This is a genomic window from Acetobacterium sp. UBA5834 (assembly GCF_002435675.1).
In the GTDB taxonomy this organism is placed as follows: Bacteria; Bacillota; Clostridia; order Eubacteriales; family Eubacteriaceae; genus Acetobacterium; species Acetobacterium wieringae.
On record NZ_DJGY01000069.1, the window covers coordinates 1 to 19,201 of the forward strand.

At 45.3% G+C, this 19,201-nt stretch carries 17 protein-coding genes and 1 pseudogene; 16 read left to right on the forward strand and 2 right to left on the reverse strand.

Annotation, left to right across the window (positions count from 1 at the left end):
* Positions 1-493: 493 nt before the first annotated feature.
* From B3F51_RS13955 to B3F51_RS13990, 8 genes and pseudogenes are all read left to right on the forward strand, one after another.
* Positions 494-1,060 (forward strand): TetR/AcrR family transcriptional regulator, encoded by a 567-nt coding sequence (locus B3F51_RS13955; RefSeq protein WP_286947688.1) that lies wholly within the window; start codon positions 494-496, stop codon positions 1,058-1,060.
* Positions 1,061-1,332: 272 nt separating this feature from the next.
* The gene (locus B3F51_RS13960) at positions 1,333-2,679 is read left to right on the forward strand and encodes a radical SAM protein (RefSeq protein WP_148638276.1); all 1,347 of its coding nucleotides are present in this window, start codon (positions 1,333-1,335) and stop codon (positions 2,677-2,679) included.
* 177 nt (positions 2,680-2,856) lie between these two features.
* Positions 2,857-3,459: a putative ABC transporter permease gene (locus tag B3F51_RS13965; protein WP_148638275.1), complete on the forward strand. Its 603-nt coding sequence runs from the start codon at positions 2,857-2,859 to the stop codon at positions 3,457-3,459.
* A 179-nt stretch (positions 3,460-3,638) separates the two neighbouring features.
* A complete protein-coding gene (locus B3F51_RS13970; protein ID WP_148638274.1) occupies positions 3,639-4,007 on the forward strand; it encodes a phasin family protein in 369 nt (122 codons plus the stop codon).
* 103 nt (positions 4,008-4,110) lie between these two features.
* Positions 4,111-4,569: pseudogene (locus tag B3F51_RS13975) on the forward strand (transposase); the annotation flags it as partial.
* Between the two features lie 43 nt (positions 4,570-4,612).
* Entirely contained in the window at positions 4,613-4,984 is a 372-nt protein-coding gene (locus B3F51_RS13980) for a hypothetical protein (RefSeq protein WP_286947692.1), read from the forward strand.
* Between the two features lie 383 nt (positions 4,985-5,367).
* Positions 5,368-6,492 carry a DUF4268 domain-containing protein gene (locus tag B3F51_RS13985; RefSeq protein WP_286947695.1) on the forward strand — a complete coding sequence of 375 codons (1,125 nt, stop codon included), beginning with the start codon at positions 5,368-5,370 and terminating at the stop codon, positions 6,490-6,492.
* 98 nt (positions 6,493-6,590) lie between these two features.
* Positions 6,591-7,580: a guanosine polyphosphate pyrophosphohydrolase gene (locus B3F51_RS13990; protein ID WP_148638269.1), complete on the forward strand. Its 990-nt coding sequence runs from the start codon at positions 6,591-6,593 to the stop codon at positions 7,578-7,580.
* Positions 7,581-7,654: 74 nt separating this feature from the next.
* Here the strand turns inward: B3F51_RS13990 and B3F51_RS13995 are convergent, their stop codons facing one another.
* Positions 7,655-8,782 carry a PucR family transcriptional regulator gene (locus B3F51_RS13995; protein WP_148638268.1) on the reverse strand — a complete coding sequence of 376 codons (1,128 nt, stop codon included), beginning with the start codon at positions 8,780-8,782 and terminating at the stop codon, positions 7,655-7,657.
* A gap of 21 nt (positions 8,783-8,803) precedes the next feature.
* Entirely contained in the window at positions 8,804-9,208 is a 405-nt protein-coding gene (locus B3F51_RS14000; protein WP_250935927.1) for a GNAT family N-acetyltransferase, read from the reverse strand.
* Between the two features lie 200 nt (positions 9,209-9,408).
* Here B3F51_RS14000 and B3F51_RS14005 point away from each other — a divergent pair, with 200 nt between their 5' ends.
* From B3F51_RS14005 to B3F51_RS14040, 8 genes are all read left to right on the forward strand, one after another.
* Positions 9,409-10,206, forward strand: a complete 798-nt coding sequence (locus B3F51_RS14005; RefSeq protein WP_286947698.1) for a tryptophan-rich sensory protein — start codon at positions 9,409-9,411, stop codon at positions 10,204-10,206.
* Between the two features lie 329 nt (positions 10,207-10,535).
* Positions 10,536-11,888 (forward strand): aspartate aminotransferase family protein, encoded by a 1,353-nt coding sequence (locus B3F51_RS14010; RefSeq protein ID WP_286947700.1) that lies wholly within the window; start codon positions 10,536-10,538, stop codon positions 11,886-11,888.
* Positions 11,889-11,941: 53 nt separating this feature from the next.
* Complete coding sequence (locus B3F51_RS14015; RefSeq protein ID WP_286947703.1) at positions 11,942-13,060, forward strand: 4-hydroxybutyrate dehydrogenase; 1,119 nt, start codon at positions 11,942-11,944, stop codon at positions 13,058-13,060.
* 368 nt (positions 13,061-13,428) lie between these two features.
* A complete protein-coding gene (locus B3F51_RS14020; RefSeq protein ID WP_286947704.1) occupies positions 13,429-13,983 on the forward strand; it encodes a helix-turn-helix domain-containing protein in 555 nt (184 codons plus the stop codon).
* Positions 13,984-14,377: 394 nt separating this feature from the next.
* Complete coding sequence (locus B3F51_RS14025; protein WP_070371490.1) at positions 14,378-15,595, forward strand: aspartate aminotransferase family protein; 1,218 nt, start codon at positions 14,378-14,380, stop codon at positions 15,593-15,595.
* Positions 15,596-15,990: 395 nt separating this feature from the next.
* Positions 15,991-17,475 carry an APC family permease gene (locus B3F51_RS14030; protein ID WP_286947706.1) on the forward strand — a complete coding sequence of 495 codons (1,485 nt, stop codon included), beginning with the start codon at positions 15,991-15,993 and terminating at the stop codon, positions 17,473-17,475.
* A gap of 190 nt (positions 17,476-17,665) precedes the next feature.
* Entirely contained in the window at positions 17,666-18,811 is a 1,146-nt protein-coding gene (locus B3F51_RS14035) for an iron-containing alcohol dehydrogenase family protein (RefSeq protein WP_286947708.1), read from the forward strand.
* 10 nt (positions 18,812-18,821) lie between these two features.
* Positions 18,822-19,070: a TIGR04076 family protein gene (locus B3F51_RS14040; RefSeq protein WP_286947710.1), complete on the forward strand. Its 249-nt coding sequence runs from the start codon at positions 18,822-18,824 to the stop codon at positions 19,068-19,070.
* Positions 19,071-19,201 lie beyond the last annotated feature (131 nt).

The window sequence follows — 19,201 nt, forward strand, 5'->3', positions numbered from 1 at the left end:
GAGGCTTGACAATATAGGAAGGGTATGGAAATAATATTATTATATTCAAGATATTCTTGGCTAAGGTCGCAGTTAGAATCAGTAATAATGATCGGTTTCATAAACAATTTTCTCCATAGTTTCATTAGTTTGTTTGATTTTTAAAGAAAAGATAAAAACGGACGACTGTACTAAAAATTTGGCAAAAAAAACAAAATTAACAATCATGAGGAATAGTCTTGTCATTAAATATAATTTAATTTAGTCGCTTGAAGTTCTTTGTTGTCGCAGCTCCAATATGTTGGATGTGAAAAAAAGTAATACAGACGTCCGAATTATGTTAAATTATAGGCGTAAAAGAATTTATTGTCAACAGATAACAATAAAGTATTAAATAAATAAAGATTCTCCTCAAATGCAAAGAATGACTTGACAAAGGTTGACAAAATAATATAATAGTATTTGTCGGACGCTTGTACGAAGTATGGATGGGAGCAACGTTATGAGGAATGAAATGAAAAGAACAAATCAATCGGAGCGAATCTTACAAACTGCATTTGAGTGTATTTCATCAAAAGGCTATGCATCCGTTTCAATGCGTGATATTGCAGATGAGGCAGGGGTTGCACTGAGCCAACTGACCTATCATTATAAAAATAAAGATGGGTTGTTGACAGAAGTAATAAAAATGATGATTCAGGAATACCTGCTTGAAGTAGAAGAGCATTTAAAAAAAAGATCGACACCAAAAGAAAAATTATCTGAACTGATTGCATATTTCCAGGGAATGTTAGCGGAAAATCCCAAACTGTTTAAAATGTTTTTTGATTTTACGAGTATGTCACTGTGGTCAGCTCAATTTAGCCAGTTGCTTCAAAATCTTTTTGATAATTTGGTAAATCTGATCGAAAAATATATTCTAAATGACATACCATTAAAAAGCAATCTGCGCAAATATTCACCGAAATCTATTGCAAGAATGCTACTGGGAGCTATGTTTGGAACGGTAATACAGGTTATTTTAGATCCTCAGGAAAAAGAAATTCCAGAAGCTTTAAATGCAATTGAATTATTATTTTAGCGTTTGATAGCGTGAACGAGTGGTGATATTCTTTTCCAGATCTTTCAGCTTAAAGTAGTGAAACGAGGGGGACGAGGTAAAAACTGAAATGGTCCCCCCAAAATAGCCAATCAAATTTGCTGAGAACTGAAGCATCAAAAAATAGATTGTATACAAAAAAAATCATTTTGTTTAGCAGGTTAATTTTTTTTACAATCGAATTAATACGGACGTACGAATTATAAAGTATATCAACAAGAATATTAAAATATTTTGAAATGGAGTGATAAACGATGAATAAAAAGACAGTTGTTGAAAATGCGAAAGTATATGGATTAAAAAAGGTAATTACCTATCTCGATTCTGATCCTGATAGGAATATTCCCAAGATTATAAACTGGGCTGAAAAATATGATAAAAATGGCATGTTGGATAATCAGATAAAAAAAACGCGCGAGGTGTTGTCAGATAAAAATAGCAATTGGTATCAGCTGACAAAAAGTCTTTGGAGCGATATCGATGACGGTGTACGTAAAAAATTATTTGAGAATTTTATTGTTAATGCTTCAATTGTTGGAGGTCAAAGGCAGGAAAAATCTCGAATAGAAAATAATTGCAATGTGCCTTGGGCAATTTTAATGGATCCTACTTCGGCATGTAATCTTAAATGTACTGGTTGCTGGGCTGCAGACTATGGCAATAAAATGAATATGAGTTATGAAACACTCGATAATATAATTGGACAGGGTAAAGCATTGGGGACATATATGTACTTATATTCCGGCGGTGAACCTTTGGTTCGCAAAGATGATCTTCTAAAACTTTGTGAAAAACACAGTGATTGCGTATTTTTGGCCTTTACCAATGCAACTTTAATTGATGAATCCTTTGCTGAGGAACTTCTAAGAGTAAAGAACTTTGTTCCGGCAATTAGTGTCGAAGGATTTGAAGAAGAAACAGATTTTCGTCGTGGTAAGGGCACCTATGCTGCTGTAACGGAAGCAATGGAACTGCTGAAACGAAAAAAACTGCCGTTTGGTATTTCATGTTGTTATACCAATAAGAATACAGAAATTATTGGCAGCGAAATTTATTTTGACGATATGATTGCCAAGGGGGCAAAATTCGCCTGGTTTTTTACCTATATGCCGGTTGGTGTAGATGCAGCTCCAGAGTTAATGGCAACAGCTGAACAACGTGAATTTATGTATCATCAAATACGCAAATTTAGGGATAGCAAGGCCATTTTCACACTAGATTTTTGGAACGATGGTGAATATGTAAATGGATGTATAGCAGGCGGACGAAATTATTTACACATCAATGCAAACGGAGATATTGAACCCTGTGCATTTATTCATTATTCAGATTCCAATATCCACGAGCATTCTTTAATTGATGCCTTTAAAAATCCTCTATTTATGCAGTACAAAGAAAACCAACCGTTTAACACTAACCATTTGAGACCGTGTCCGTTATTGGATAATCCCGAAAAACTTGAAAAAATGCTGCTTGTTTCCGGTGCGAAATCAACTGAAATGCTACACCCGGAAAATGTTCAGCACTTATGTGGTAAATGTAAAACTGTTTCAGAAAAGTGGGCGGCTAAAGCAGAACAACTCTGGAAGGTTTCGATATAGATAAAAAATAAGACACCATAGTCAAATTGCGGGCGGGTTAGATTTGACATTATCGAACTCTAAAACTTAATAGAGGGAAGGGCAAAGCAAAGATGAATTCAGTAATAATTTGCTTAATAATCGTCATACTTATGTTATTGCGACCGGAATCAAAATAAATAAGCAAGGTGAAAATAAATGGAGTTTATTGATTTAATATTATACTTTGTAGTGTATTCTTTTATGGGATGGCTGATGGAAACCGCTTTTGCTGGCGTTATTGAGAGAAGATTTGTAAATAGAGGTTTTTTGATTGGACCATTTTGTCCGATTTATGGGTTTGGGGCAGTGCTGATTATCCTATGTTCTGTATGGTTAAGGGGGTTTTTGGAAAATAATCTAACATTTTTGGTTATCAGTATCATCATGGCGATTGTTCTGACGACGTTACTGGAAATGATTGTAGGAGCAATGCTGGAGAAATTAATGAACCGCAAATGGTGGGATTATGGCGATAAGTTGCTAAATTTCCATGGTTATATTTGCTTGCAATATTCATTACTATGGGGAGTGTTAGCGTTTCTGACGATTGCGGTAATTCATCCATCAATTTTAATATTAGCTCTAGCTATACCACTAAAGTTGAAGATATGGGCAACAATTATTGTTCTCTTATATTTTTTCATCGATACAACAAAATCAGTCATGAGTTTGGTCGACTTGAGAAAGGCTGTTTTAAAGAACTCAAGCATTTGGGATAATAAATATTTTGAAAAGGTTGCGAACTATTTAAATTTGTAGTGCACTAAGGGGAACTGTCTACTATCTATTGCACAAATTTCAAGAAATTATATGTAAATTAGAGATATAAAAATTTTGAAAATGACGATAAAATGGGATTTTTATAAATATTTCAAGGATATCAATGAATTAAGATGTACCAATGTAAGAAGCATTTTGGAATAGAAAGGATAATCAAGATGAAGTCAGATTTAAGTAATGCTTTAAAAAACATTTTTTTAGGAGGTGTTGGTGCGATTGCCATAACCGCTGAAAAATCAAAAGAATTAGTTGATCAATTGGTAGTAAAGGGGGAAATAACCATAGAGCAGAGAAAAGTATTAAATGAAGAACTAAAAAGAGAGTTAAGAGAAAAGGTAAACGATGCAGCTTCGGTAATAAAGACAAAAGAATCTGCGGAAACAATTTCAGAATATATTGATCAGATGAGCCCTGAAGAAATTCAATTATTAAGAGATAAACTTGATGCATTAAAAGAACAGAACATAGAACAAATATTTGAGACACCGTTAGAAGGTGAGGGGTGTGAAGACAAAATTCCAAACTGATAGGGGAAGAAAGAGCCAGATTGAGATAAGGCTAACAGAATTGCTATAAATTGATTGTCTTAGGATGGAGATAACAATGGAATCTGAAAATGAGAAGCAACTACTTATAGTAAATACTGTTCAAAACAAAAAATATAATTCATATAAGGGTGAAATAGGCTCTGAAGTTGCTAATGTTATTGATAGGAACTTTCATGCTGATAAACCAAATACTAAATGGCTTACAGATATAACAGAGTTCTTAGATGAGGGAAAGGGAGCAATCCCTTTTCTTTAATCGATTATCGATGGCCGGGATGGATAGAACGAATTGAAGATAGCGGATTAATACGATCCATGTCAAGGAAAGGTTGTTCCCCTGATAACGCTGCTTGTGAAGGTTTCTTCGGTCGCCTGAAAAACGAAATGTTCTATGGCTATTCATGGTCGGGTGTTTCAATCAATCAGTTCATTGATTTGTTAGATAAATATATTAGATGGTATGCTGAAAAACGGATTAAGATTTCCTTAGTGTGGAATGAGTCCGTTGGATTACAGACGGAGTCTGGGTTTGGTCGTTTAGGTCCAAAAAAACGTCCGCACCCCCTAATTTGGAGGTTTTAAATATGGGATTTTTTGATTTAGTTTGGAAAGTGGCAAAAGGTGCAATGGATAGTTCTTCAATCGGTAGTTCATCTCTACGTTCAGCCGCAGAAAATTCAAGCTTGAATACTCCGAGTGTTTATGAATTATGTTATCAAGGTCAACTGATGAAAGTTGGTAAAGTTGAAGATGGTTTGAGAAAAAGGTTCTGTGATTACTATCGTGGCAAAAACGGAGGTACTGCATATTTAAAATATATTGATGAAACTAATCGCGATGGTGTATTTGCTAAGTGGAGAAAGTGTGAAAGAAATCAATGTCGAGCTTTAGAAACTCAAATGTATGATGCGGCAAAAGCTAGGGGCGAAGAGTTGCCGTGGTCTGATAGAAGATAATTTTGATGATTATGTGGGAGTTCATTGATTGGTTATTGTTCAATATTACAATTACTAGAACATTTTAGCGTAATAATACAATTTAGCGTAATTCGATATACGCTAAATTGTATTATTTTTTACGTTCTTAGACAAAATTAAATAAAAAGAAATAATTAAGCGATCTGATAGTGATATCGGTCGTTTTTATTTTTGGGAAAACTTCCGGGATATAAGTATTTCCACATGAATCCTAAGTCGTCAAAAAACTCAAGGGCTTGATGAATAAAAATAATTTATAGAAGAATTACGACTTGTGCGGTATAATAATATGCAAATAATTTAATAAAATCAACTTTGTATTTATGATCTAAAAATCAGCCAGGCGCATAAAGGAGTTTAACATGTATCTTGTTAATCGGGAAAATAAGCAATCGAAAAAAATAGAGCCGGTGACCTTCACTTCTCTGGGCTTAAAAGAACGCGAAGACCTGCAGGAATGGATTGTTCGTGAGCCGTTAATCCTCGGTGAAGAATTGCTGATTATTCAAAAAGAGTTCGCCGGCTTTTCAGACACCAATGAGCGACTTGATTTGCTGGCGATTGACCGCAAGGGGGAACTGGTCATCATTGAGAATAAACTCGATGACACCGGAAAGGATGTCACCTGGCAGGCCATGAAGTATGCGTCTTATTGTTCGACACTCGGTAAAGAGGGAATCCGCAAGATTTATCAGGATTATCTGAACAAAACGGAACCGGGAATTGCGGCCGAGGATCGGATCTGTGACTTTTTGAATAAATCGGATTTTGATGAGGTTCAGTTGAATCACGATTTAGCCCAGCGTATTATCCTTGTTGCCCGGGAGTTTCGCAAAGAAGTGACCTCTACTGTTTTGTGGGCCAGAAAATTCCGTATTCAGATCCAATGTATTAAAGTAATCCCCTATATATTTGAAGGCCATTTGCTACTGGACACCGAGCAGATTATTCCGGTTAAAGATGTTGCCGACATCATCATTTCATTGGATGAGAAAGCCCATGACGAAATCGCCACGGGTGCTGAAATTGCTGAGCGGGAATTAATCCGTGACCGGTTCTGGCGGGAACTGCTACTCCAGATGAATACCCAATCGTCGCTTTACATTGGAATCAATACCGAAGCCAATCATTATGATCATTGGTTGTCAACCGGGGCAGGGATGGGTGGTTTGTCCTATACGTTTGTGATTACCAAGAAATATGCAGCGGTTGAACTGGGAATTAATAAAGCATCACAGGAAGAAAATAAAGCAATTTATGATGCCTTGGTAATTAATAAGGAGACTATTGAAACAAATTTTGGCGAGGCATTAAGCTGGCAACGACTGGATGAAAAGAAAATGTCAAGAATTACCTGTATTTTAGACGGGGTAAACATTTTTAATGATGATGATTGGCCTAAAATCAAGGAATTCTTGATCAGTAAGATGATTCAATTCAGCGAGACCATGAAGCCGTACATAGCAAAAATAAAGCCGGGGATGTAGATGCTGGCCCACTGACCTAGTAACGGGGTACGCTCAAAGGGCTCTCTTTATTTGCAAAAACTAATGAAATAAGAACACGATGAAAGGAAGATTAATCCGTGAAAAAACTCAATGATTACCTGTACGCCGGTGATACCGTGCTGAAGATTCTGCAGCGGTATTCTGAGGATTTAAAAAAGTCGGCGATTGCCAACGATAATCCGATCGATCTTTGGCATTGTAATTTTTTGCTGCAAATTGCCGAACTGCTACAGCACAATGACTTCCTGGCTTCGCAATCCCAGCGGATTCGGGAATTCTATAAACTGATGGCGACTGACTATCCGTTTCTGGCCTTTACCTTTAAGGGGCGGATTAAATCACTGATTCGGGCTGAAGCCAAATTCAATGGTTACATTGTTGAATATATCTATGACTATTATAAAAATTGCGGCGATTACCCGTCGCTGCCTGAACTAAAAAACGCCTTAAACCGGTTTCGGGATCTGATTGCTTATCGGATTGTGATTTCACTACCTAAGTGTCACCTCAAACCCGGACAGACTATCGCCGATGAAGAAATAAACTATCTCTATGATGTGGCCAACAAGCTGCCGGGTTTTTTGGAGGAGCGGGGCTTTACCGCTGAATTGTCAGCGCTGAGTGATCAGAAAAAATCACTCTTATTAAAAGAAAATGTCGGTCCCTACTATCGGGATTATATTGCCAATGCCGAGGCCAGTGGTTATCGTTCCCTGCACATTACCTTTTATGATAACATTGCCCGGTGCTATGTGGAAGTCCAGTTGCGCACCAAAGAAATGGACGATTTCGCCGAAATTGGGCCAGCCAATCATTTAGGTTACGAAAAACGCCAGGAAAGCGAGCGGGCTCGCCGGGCGGCCATTCCCCAGGGCGAAAACATTTATTTTGATGAAGCCTATGAACGAGGGATCTGCCTGCAGCAGCTGGAACTGGCAAAATTGGATGTCAATATGTTTTCAGCCATGGACAATTCCCTGATTAATGATGGCTGTGGTCTCTTTCGGGGCCGCTTGATTCTGCCCTATGAACATCTGTCACGGTTTCAGAATGACCTGATTGATTAGTTTGGCTGAGAGCCGGGGCCGACCAGTTACGTGGGGTAAGTCTTTTGGCAAGCGCTGACGGAGTCACTCCCTAGTCAGAGGGTCAGATAATCCCTGATCAGAAAGGCCAACTGAAGCTGGAATTTTTCATCCATCGTCACCAGCTCCATCTGAAGGATCTGGCGAATTTTTTTCATCCGGTAATTAATGGTGTTGCGGTGGGTGAAGGAGGCTTCAGCCACCGCCTGAATACTGCCGTCATATTCGAGGTAAAGTCGCAGCGTTTTTGTCAGCTGGGACTGGGGATCCTGGGTTTCCAGTCGACTCAGGCTGTCATCGGCCAGGTTGGCCAGCAAAGCCGGATCGGGCACTGCAAAAAAGATTTTGAACAGCCCGAGATCATCAAAATGACACCAATGCGACCCCTGCTGCCGGGCCACCTTTAGGGCAAAAAGCCCTTGCTGGAAACTGACGTGGAGGCTGGAGAGGCTGGTAGTCAGAGCACCGATGCCAAAATAAACCGGTTCGACGGGAGGATTTATGGGGATGGTTGCAACGTCGGTTGTGGCGGTGCGGAGAGCGGCGTTGTCGGGTTTTAAAAAAATAAAGACAAACAGCTCCTGGAGCCGAAAGTGATAACAGTGAGGAGCTACCTGGCGCAGCTGCTCCATCAGGCGATCCGGGCGATCTGGGGTGGCAGTGACCATCACCTGATAGGGAAGATCGGTTTCATAACCCAGGCTGTTTAGGGTGTCAATGGCACCTTCGGGATCGTCGGGATGCAGTAGCAACCGAGAAAAGGCCATGGTGGTGCGATCTTCCTGATAGGACTGCATAAAGAGACGGTTACCATAATCCTGCATAATGGCGGACAGATGGATTTTCCAAGGCATCGCAAAAAGTGGAAAATGGTGCTCATTGCACAAAGCGATGACGGCGGCAGAAATGGTCTCAACAAACAGATAGCGGCCGGTGTTGAGGATCAGCCCGGCGCTTTTTTGGGCAATCAACCGGGTGATAAAATCATGGAGCCAGCTGTCGGAATCACAACTCATACCGGTGGTAATGATCAGTTCGCCGCCCTTTAGGAAATCGGTGGTGGCACTGTCCTCGGTAAACTGGACCCAGTCGATGGGGGTGTTCAGGCCGGTGGCTCCAGCCAGTAGCTGGAGCTGGTAGGTTTTTTGGGTGGCGTGGAATAAATCGGCTAAAATAATGGCCATTTGGTCTACCTCGATCCAAGCTTAGTGACGTGGTGAATGCATAAATATCTCAGGTGCTGGTTCAAAACCATGGTGCTGATAAAAACCATGGGCATCAGCGGTGACGAGAAGACCATACAACCCCCTGAAATCGGAATCGGTTGTGATGAATTCCAGCAGCAGCCTGCCCAACCCCTTGCCCCGGTGGGCTGCGTCAATAATAACATCACAGATATAATAGGTGGTTGCAAAGTCAGTGATCACCCGGGCAAATCCAATTTGCTGATGATCCTGATCAAACACCCCATAACAGACTGAATGGTCAATGGCTTTGATAATCGTTGCTTCAGAACGATCCGGGGCCCAGTAGGTCTGCCGCATTAAGTTCTTGATGTTTTCCAATTGTAGTTTGGAGCGATCTTTAAGGATTTGATAGTCTTTTGGCATTATGTGTCATCCTTTCGATTCTATTGGTTTTCTTCAGTATACTAAATGGGCTTTGGTCTGTCCAGCACAAGCTAGTCAGTCAGCGGCCTGTGCAAAAGAAATTAAAATTAGCCGTAACCATTAATCGGTTTGATTCAATAATTGGTCAAAAAAGGGGTATAAAAAAGACGTACCGAAAAAATACAGAAGAGGTGAGTTTTATGAATCGACTAACACAGGCCTGGATCGGGATGATCCTGTTAATCGGCACGTTGGTAGTAAACAGTTTTGGCGCTTTTGGGGTGTTCAATGGGATGTCTCAGCGGGATATTTCAGATATGAACGGGACCCTGATTACCCCGGCGCCGTCAACTTTCAGTATCTGGAGTGTGATTTATGCTTTGTTAATTGCAGCCGCCGTGGTGATGATTGTTAAAAACAAGGAGGCGTATTATGGCCAGGCGATTGAGGGCATCAGTAAACTATTCTGGCTGACAAGTGGCTTGAATATGCTCTGGATTGTTGTTTTTTCCTATAACCTGATCGGCGTCTCGGCGCTGGTGATTTTAGCCTTTGCCATTACCCTGACCTTGCTGATCTTACAGCTGGGTAAAATCCAGACTGCCAGTCAGTGGCTGCTACCGGCCGCCTTCGGGATGTATACCGGCTGGCTGCTGATTGCCACGGTGGTCAATATATCCTCCTGGCTGGTCAGCATCGACTGGCAGGGCTTTGGGATTGCCGCCGATGTCTGGGGAATTATTATACTGATTGTGGCTGTGGTAGTGGCGGCGGGAGTTACCCTGATCACCAAAAATGCCATTCTGCCGGTGCCGGTGGCCTGGGGATATTTCGGCATTTATCAATCTTTAACTTCAAGCGATGGTTTTGCTGGCGCCTATCCAGCGCTGGCGATGACCGCCTTGGTGGGGATTGGGGTGCTGGTCGTCATGACCGGGGTCCAGTTTTATTTAAATCGTTGGCGGCTGATGCCGGTGGTCAGCGCCGAGGCGACCTGAGACAGCAGCCGATCAGCACTATTTTAAAATCGTTAGCAATAATCAGCTGGATCCCCGCCACCAGAATAAGGGCGGGGAATCCGGTTTTTTTTAATTAGCAATGGGGTCAGTGCTCAATTTAGCTATTCAGCACAAACAATATCCGATAGTTTAGGCTGGTTGGCCATTGCACCTGGGTTTGGATGTGCTATAATAACAGACATAAACAAGACAAGGAAGTCGCTTCCCGGTCTTGTTTTTTGTTTTTGTGAAACCGCAGGCCAAAGCAAGGGTGCTTTGATCGCTGCGTTTCCCAGATACCCCGACAGCTAAGAAATGAGGAGATTGAAATGTTAAAAAATGCCTTACCAGAAATAATTACTGAACAGGTCCCCGGGCCCAAGGCCGCGGCGATCATTGCCCGCCGCGGCGAGGCCATCCCCGGGGCCATCAAATGTGTCTATCCGCTGGTCATCGAGAAAGGTGCCGGTGCGATGGTCGAAGATGTCGACGGCAATCGCTTTGTCGATTGGGTTGGCGGGGTCGGGGTGCTGAACATCGGCTATTCCCATCCCGAAATTGTGGCGGCGGTGAAAGCCCAGTCCGAAAAATATTTTCATGGGATGTTCAATATCGTCACCCATGAGGGCTATGTGGCGCTGGCAGAAACCATGAATACCATTGTCCCGGTGCAGGGCGCTGAGAAGATGACCTTTTTTGCCAACAGCGGTGCTGAAGCCGATGAAAATGCGGTAAAAATTGCCAAAGCCTTTACCAAACGCCCCAATATCATTGTCTTTTCTGGAGCTTTTCACGGCCGCACGATGCTGACGATGACGATGACCTCGAAAAAAGCTTATGCCCATGGTCTGGGGCCTTTTCCCGATGGCGTTTATCGGGCCCAGTTTCCCTATCTTTACCGCAACCCGGCAGGGATGAGCCCGGCGGACGCCATTGCCTATTACACCGACAGCATCTACCGGGTCTTTGAAGAGGCATCTCCGGCCGAACACGTGGCGGCGATTGTGGTGGAACCGCTTCAGGGTGAGGGGGGCTTTATTCCCGCCCCGCTGGAGTGGATCAAGGCCGTCCGCAAAATCTGCGATGACAAGGGCATCTTGCTGATTGCCGATGAGGTTCAAACCGGCTTCGGCCGCACCGGCAGGATGTTTGCTTCAGAATACTGGCAGGAGGTCGGAGCGGCGCCGGATATTATCACCACCGCCAAATCAATTGCCGCCGGATTGCCGCTGAGTGCCATCACGGCCCGAAAAGAAATTATGGAATCCGTCAAAGGCGGCACCATCGGTGGCACCTATTGCGGGAATCCGGTGGCCTGCGCTGCAGCCCTGAAAGTCATCGAAATCATGAAACGGGATCATCTGGATCAACGGGCCCGGGAAATTGGCGCCATCGCCACGGCCCGCTTTAACAGCTGGCAGGATACCTACGCAGTGATAGGTGATGTCCGGGGCCTGGGGGCAATGATCGGAATTGAATTTGTCAAAGACCGCACCAGCAAAGAACCCGACCCGGAACTGGTGGCAGCGATTGTTAATGAAGCTGCCCAAAACGGCCTGATCATCGAAAGTGCTGGCGTTTACGGTAACGTCATCCGTTTCTTGGCACCGCTGGTGATAACTGACGAACAACTGACCGCTGGTCTCGATATTTTTGAAAAAGCGATCAGCAAATGTGTGTAAAGCAACGGCAATTGGCTATCAATTAAAAAGGCGAAAGCCGGAAAGGAGAAACGATGAAACAATTTAAAATTACTCCCCAGATATTGGAGTTTGACCACTGTCGTGAAGTGGCAGCGCATTTTCAGATTGGTCAGGGGGATCTGGTCTTTATCAGTGACCGCACCTACGAACACTATTTTGCAGACTCTATCGGAGAAGCGGCCTATCGGGTCAATTATCGTAGCTATGTCAAGGGTGAGCCTACCGATGTGATGGTCGAGGCGATAGCTGCCGACATCAAGGATTATCACTATACCCGGGTCTTTGCCATTGGTGGCGGCACCATCCTGGATGTCGCCAAGCTGTTTGCTTTAAAAAACACCGTGCCGGTGGTTGATCTGTTTAACAAAGAACTGGAAATCTTAAAAGTTAAGGAGTTGATTCTAATTCCTACCACCTGTGGCACCGGCAGTGAGGTCACCAATATTTCGATTCTGGAGCTAACCGCAATCAATTCCAAATTCGGGCTGGCTGTGGATGAACTCTATGCCGATTACGCCGTGCTGGTACCGGAGTTGCTTTCCGATCTGCCGATGAGCGTTTTTGCCACCAGCTCCATTGATGCCCTGATTCATGCCATCGAAGCCTATACCTCGCCAAAGGCCAGTGCCTTTAGCCGACTGTATTCGAAAAAGGCTATGGAAATGATTATCAGCGGCTATCAGATCATTGCCCAAAAAGGGCCGGAGGCCCGAACCCCGCTGCTTGGCGATTTTATGATCGCCTCCACCTTTGCCGGGATTGCCTTTGGCAACGCCGGTTGCGCCGCCGTTCACGCCATGAGCTACCCCCTCGGGGCAGTCTATCATGTTCCCCACGGCGAGGCCAACTATGCCATCTTTACGGCGGTTTATAAAACGTATCAGACCCTTGATCCCGACGGCGGCATCAAAGAATTGAATGCTTTTCTGGCCGGGCTGCTGGGCTGCGAAACCGCGGCGGTTTACGACACCCTCGAAGCCCTCCTTAATCATATCCTGCCGAAAAAAGCCCTGAGCGACTATGGCGTCATACCCGCCGATCTGGAGCGCTTTACCGAAGCCGTCATGACCAAACAAACCCGGTTGATGGCCAACAACTATGTGCCGCTCAATGAAGATCAGGTACGGGCGATTTATCAGCAGCTGTATTAGTTACTTTTGATGCGTTATCTACCGTACCGACCAATTATTATGGCCCCATTTCACGGCAGTTCGTCCTGGAAATCTATAAAATCTTTATTAAGCGCCGCAAACTGTAATCACAAACCGACACCAGTACCGACAATTGTTATATCATGTTGTTTGCATCAAGGCGAACAGTTGCTGAGAAGAAGTGATTTATTTACACTTCAGTAATTAGCGACTGTACGAATTGTAAGCAAACAACAGATTAACAATTGGTCGGTACGGCAGTTGAGCGCCCAACCTAAAGTTTGCATCGGCCAAAGATTTTGGCTAGCCGTTGATTTTAACCAGCGCTTAGGTTAAACTTAGCCTTAGAGAAAGTCGAGGCTAAGAGGATGGATTACCTGAATAAAAATATCTCAATCAATTTAAAAGCGATCCGCAAAGAAAAGGGCATGAGTATGGATGAGGTGGCCGAGCAGACCGGGGTCAGCAAGAGCATGCTGGGTCAGATTGAACGAGGCGAAGCCAATCCCACCATTGGCACCCTAGGTAAGATCGTCAGCGGTCTGCGGGTCGATCTGGCTGACCTGACTAGAACCCCGGGGGTGGGCGTTTATCAGGTCAACCGCGACCGGCTGCTGCCGTCTAAAGAGGTGCCCGGCCAGTATGCCGTCTATACCTATTTTCCCTATGAAAAGAACCGGATGTTTGAAATCTATGCCGTCGAAATTGAACCCGGGGCCTGCTATGTCAGCGGGGCCCATGGTCAGGGCACCAACGAGTACATTGTCGTCCACGCTGGTGAATTGACCCTGGAAGTCGACAATAGTTTTTACCAGGTCAAACAGGAAGATGCTCTCAGTTTTGAAACGGCCGTCAAACACATTTATTGGAACAAAGGCCAGGAGCCGCTTAAATTTATCATCGTGTTTGTCTTTAAACAGTAGCATCAAGGCCGTCGGTGCGTTTTTGCACCCCCTGTTATGGGGAAGGAAATGTGCAATATACTGCACATTCGCATCTTTTTTATTGGACTAAAACCCCTATATATAGCGTTTTATAAAAAAAATAAAATAAATACCTGATGTGTGTTGACAACATAATGCACACGTGTTATATTATAGATGTCAATTGACAGGACGAAGGCGTTCGCAACATGAGGATTCATGTTCCGGCGTTTTTTTTGTTTATCTGACAAACGATGAGGTTTGTCAGCACTATAATTTATGATGACACCAACAATCATTGCTTAGCTGGCGCAAACTGACAGCTAAGCTCATGGCATTTCAACGCCCAGCATTTTGGTATAAAAAGCGTATGAACAGGGAAAGGAATTTTGGAATGAAACTGAAAGACACCGGACTAACAAAAGAGGAACTCAAGCAAAAAGTTGATACCTATATGATCGAAACCTACGAACGGTTTGATTTTATCGCCGAGACCGCCAAAGATATGTACATCTATGATGAAAGTGGTGAGGCCTACTTGGATTTTTATGCCGGAATTGCCGTTAACAGCACTGGCAACTGCAATGACAAGGTCGTCGCTGCAGTTAAGGATCAGGTCGCTGATGTGATTCACACCTTTAATTATCCCTATACCATTCCCCAGGTGCTGTTGGCTGAAAAGATTTGTACCAGCATCGGGATGGACAAGATCTTTTTCCAGAACTCCGGGGCCGAATCCAACGAAGCGATGATCAAAATGGCCCGAAAATACGGAGTTGAAACCTACGGCCCACAGCGTTATAACATCGTCACTGCCCGGATGTCCTTTCATGGTCGCACCATGGGGGCCCTCAGTGCCACCGGCCAGCCCCACAACGCCTGCCAGATTGGCTTTGGCGAGATGACACCGGGATTTTCCTATGCTGAGTTTAACAACCTGCAATCTTTTAAAGATGCCGTGAACGACAATACCATTGCCATTCTGATCGAACCGGTTCAGGGTGAAGGTGGGGTGCATCCGGCAACGATGGAATTTATGCAGGGACTGCGGGCCCTCTGTGATGAAAAAGGCTTACTGTTGCTGCTCGATGAGGTCCAGACCGGCTGGTGCCGCACCGGGGCAATTATGGCCTATATGAATTACGGCATCAAGCCCGATATCGTCTCGATGGCCAAAGCCATGGGCGGAGGCATGCCAATTGGTGCCATCTGTGCTACCGCTGAAGTCGCCAAGGCCTTTACCATGGGCTCTCACGGTACCACCTACGGCGGCCACCCGGTTTCCACCGCCGCTTCGCTGGCACAGATCACAGAGCTCCTCGACCGCGACCTGGCTGGCAATGCCCGGGAAATGGGGGCCTACTTTATGGATCAGTTAAAAGGTCTGCCCAAGGTCAAGGAAGTGCGTGGTCAGGGCCTGCTGATCGGGGTCGAATTTGAAGACGGGGTTTCCGGTGTCGATGTCAAACATGGGGTGCTGGAGAAAAAACTGCTGATCACCGCCATCGGACAGAACATTATCCGGATGATTCCACCACTGATTGTCACCAAAGAAGACTGCGACAAGGCCTATGGCATTATCGAAGCAACAGTTAAGGAACTGATTAATTAAAAGCAGGTGTGGGCGATCACGGATCGCCCCTACAGGGCACGATTTCATGCAACTTAATAATTAAATATCTAAACAATGGGGTTTTTACAGCAAAACAGCTGGCGGTCTAAATTTTGACCGCCAGCAAGCGGCTGGAAGAACCCCGTTTTTTATTATAAAGGCTCATCAAAGTATAATTGCAATTTATAACTACGAACAAAGATTGCTTTGCTGTCGGTTTTCACAAACGATTCTGTAACGTGTAGGCGAACTGGCGATAGCCTGTCCGCCGTACAGTGTAAGAATTGTTTCGTGTAAAACTGGCAGCGAAGCGCATCGCAGTATTGTTAGAGAAGAAAACAAATCCCAAAACGAAAGGAGTGTATGATTCACAAGCGGAATCATACAAAGAAAAAATGAGTGAAAAAACAAACAAGTCAAAATTTGACAAAGTGTTGAGCACCAAAGACATTTTTGTACTGGCCTTCGGAGCCATGATTGGCTGGGGCTGGGTGGTCAACACCGGCATCTGGATTGAAACCGCCGGCGCCCTTGGTGCGGCGCTAGCCTTTGTGATCGGGGGCATCATGGTACTTTTTGTCGGCCTGACATATGCCGAACTGACAGCGGCAATGCCCCAATGTGGCGGCGAGCATGTCTTTAGTTATAAGGCCATGGGGCCGACCGGGTCGTTTATCTGTACCTGGGCGATTATTCTTGGCTATGTCAGTGTCGTGGCCTTTGAAGCCTGTGCTTTCCCGACGGTTATTCAGTACCTCAGCCCCAACTTCCTGCAGGGCTATATGTACACAGTAGCTGGCTTTGATATTTACGCCTCATGGGTAGCAGTGGGGGTTGTGACCGCCATTATCATTACCATCATCAATATTCTGGGCGCCAAAACAGCGGCCAAGCTGCAGACCATTTTTACCGCTTTAATCGCTGCCGCCGGGATTTTACTGATCGCTGGTTCGGTTATCAATGGTGATCCCGCCAACATTGCAGGCAATATGTTTGCTGGCAGCATTGAAAATGGCACGACCGCCCTGGGTGGCGTGCTGACGGTTGCAGTCATGACTCCATTTTTGTTTGTCGGCTTTGACGTGATTCCCCAGGCGGCCGAAGAAATTAATGCCGGTTTCAAGAAAATCGGTGGCATTATGATTCTCTCGATCCTGATGGCAGTGGCCTTTTATGCACTGATCATTCTGGCGGTCGCCTATGTGATGCCACTAAGTGCAATGGCCAATTCCACCCTGGTAACCGCTGATGCCATGGGCCTGGCCTTTAACAGCGCCATTATGACCAAGGTCTTGATTGTTGGTGGGATGGCCGGGATCATTACCAGCTGGAACTCTTTTTTAATCGGTGGCAGCCGGGCGATGTTCTCAATGGCCGAATCCAACATGATTCCACGGGTTTTTGCCAAACTGCACCCTAAATTTAAAACCCCCGTCCTGGCGATTGCCTTAATTGGCGTACTGTCGGTGATTGCCCCTTTCTTTGGCCGTAAAATGCTGGTCTGGATTGTTGATGCCGGTAGCTTCGGTGTCTGTCTGGCCTATGCGATGGTGTCGTTATCGTTTCTGATTCTCCGCAAAAAAGATCCTGACATGAAACGTCCCTATAAAGTTCGTTTCGGTACCTTTGTCGGGATTGTCGCTGTCGCCCTATCGGGCTTGATGACCCTGCTTTATGTGATTCCACTGCCTTTTGCGTCCACCGCTCTGGTGATGGAAGAGTGGATCATGGCTGGTGGCTGGGCGATCCTCGGGGTGGTCTTCTACGGTTACTGTAAGTATAAATATGGTAGTGAGTTTGGGGCTCATATGGACGTTGAATATGAAGATATCGACGACCTACCGGTCTTTTCTGGCCGGGTTGGCAGCGTGACGGAATAACCCCACCGGGATGCCGGAAGTTCGGTGAACTTAGCGCCCCGTTTCGCACGAAACAATTCTTGCTCTGTACGGCGGATAGGCTATTGCCTGTTCGCCTAGACGTTACAGAATTGTTTGTGGAAACGGAACGCTAAGTAATCATTGTTCGAGGTTTTAACAGTATCGAACAACAGCATGAAAGGAAAGACTTATGAATAGTTTTAGCTTTAAAATCCCCCAGGAAATTATCTGTGGGGTCGATAGTATCAAGAAATTGCCGGAGCTTTTGGCTAAGCAGGGGCTTAAGAAGGCACTGGTGATTTCTGGGCCCCATCTCAATAAGATGGGGGTGGTGGCCAAGATCACTGCCATTCTGGGGCAAGCCGGGCTGGCCTTTGACAGCTTTACCGAAACCGAAGCCAACCCCTCGGTGGAAACCGTCGATAAGGCGACCGAGGTTTTTTTAGACAGCAAGGCCGATTGTATTATTGCCCTGGGTGGCGGCTCACCCATGGATGTGGCTAAAGCAGTGGGCGTCCTGGCTCGGTTTGGTGGGACGATTGGGGACTACGAAGGGGCCGATAAGGTGCCCGGGGCGATTGTCCCGTTGATTGCGATTCCCACCACCGCCGGAACCGGATCGGAGGTGACGGCCTTTGCGGTGATCACCGACCGGGCCCGGAATTACAAGCTGACGGTGTTCAGTTATCAGCTGCTGCCGGCGGTGGCGATCCTCGATCCGACGCTGGTAATGACCACCCCGGAAAAGACCGCGGCAGCCTGCGGAATTGATGCCCTGGTGCATGCCATTGAAGCCTACCTGTCCAAGGCCGCCTCACCGTTTTCGGATGCCATGGCCGAAAAGGCCCTGGCGCTGATTGGGAAAAACATCCGCCCCTTTGTCGCCGACCGCACCAATCCCGAAGCGGCTGCGGCGATGCTCTATGGCAGCATGTTTGCCGGCATTGCTTTTGCCTGGGCGCGGTTGGGTAATGTTCATGCGATGGCCCATCCGCTGGGCGGCTATTTTGATGTCGCCCACGGCGTCGCCAATGCGGTGTTGCTGCCAACGGTGCTGGCATACAACGCCCTGGCTGATACCGGGCGCTATCAGACCATTTACGAAGCGATCAGCGGACGGAGCGCCGGGTCTGATTTTTGTCCCGAGACCCTGGTGGCAGCAGTGTCCAAGCTGACGACGGAGCTGGGAATTCCCCAAACGCTGACGGAAGTGGGCGTGACCGAGGATATGATCCCGGCGATGGCTGTGGATGCCATGAAAAGTGGCAACATTCTGGTCAATCCCCGGACCACCAGCCTGACCCAGATCGAAGATCTGTACCGTCAGGCGCTTTAGGAGGTTAGAAATGAATGAAATTGAACAAAAAATAAAACTGGTGGTGGAATCATCGGATTGTCCGCTCTATGCGCCGGGGGATGAGGTCATTTTTGACGGACCCCAGCTGGATAAAGACAACAGTGGAAATTTCTGCATGATGGCACTCAGTGCAGTGTTTCCTTTTGTCTATGCCGCCCGGAAAGGGGTCATTAACGAGGCCCCGCTTCAATGTCCGGATTGTGGGGAAGAGGTGGTATTCCGGATTTACAAAGCCTGATACCTCCCCCATGCATCGTAAAACAGCAGTGACGTCACCATTCGTCGCTGCTGTTTTTTTAGAACACCCCTTAAAATATAAATGATTATATTTTCTTTACCATCAGGTTGAAGTCGGTTATACTTTAAGCT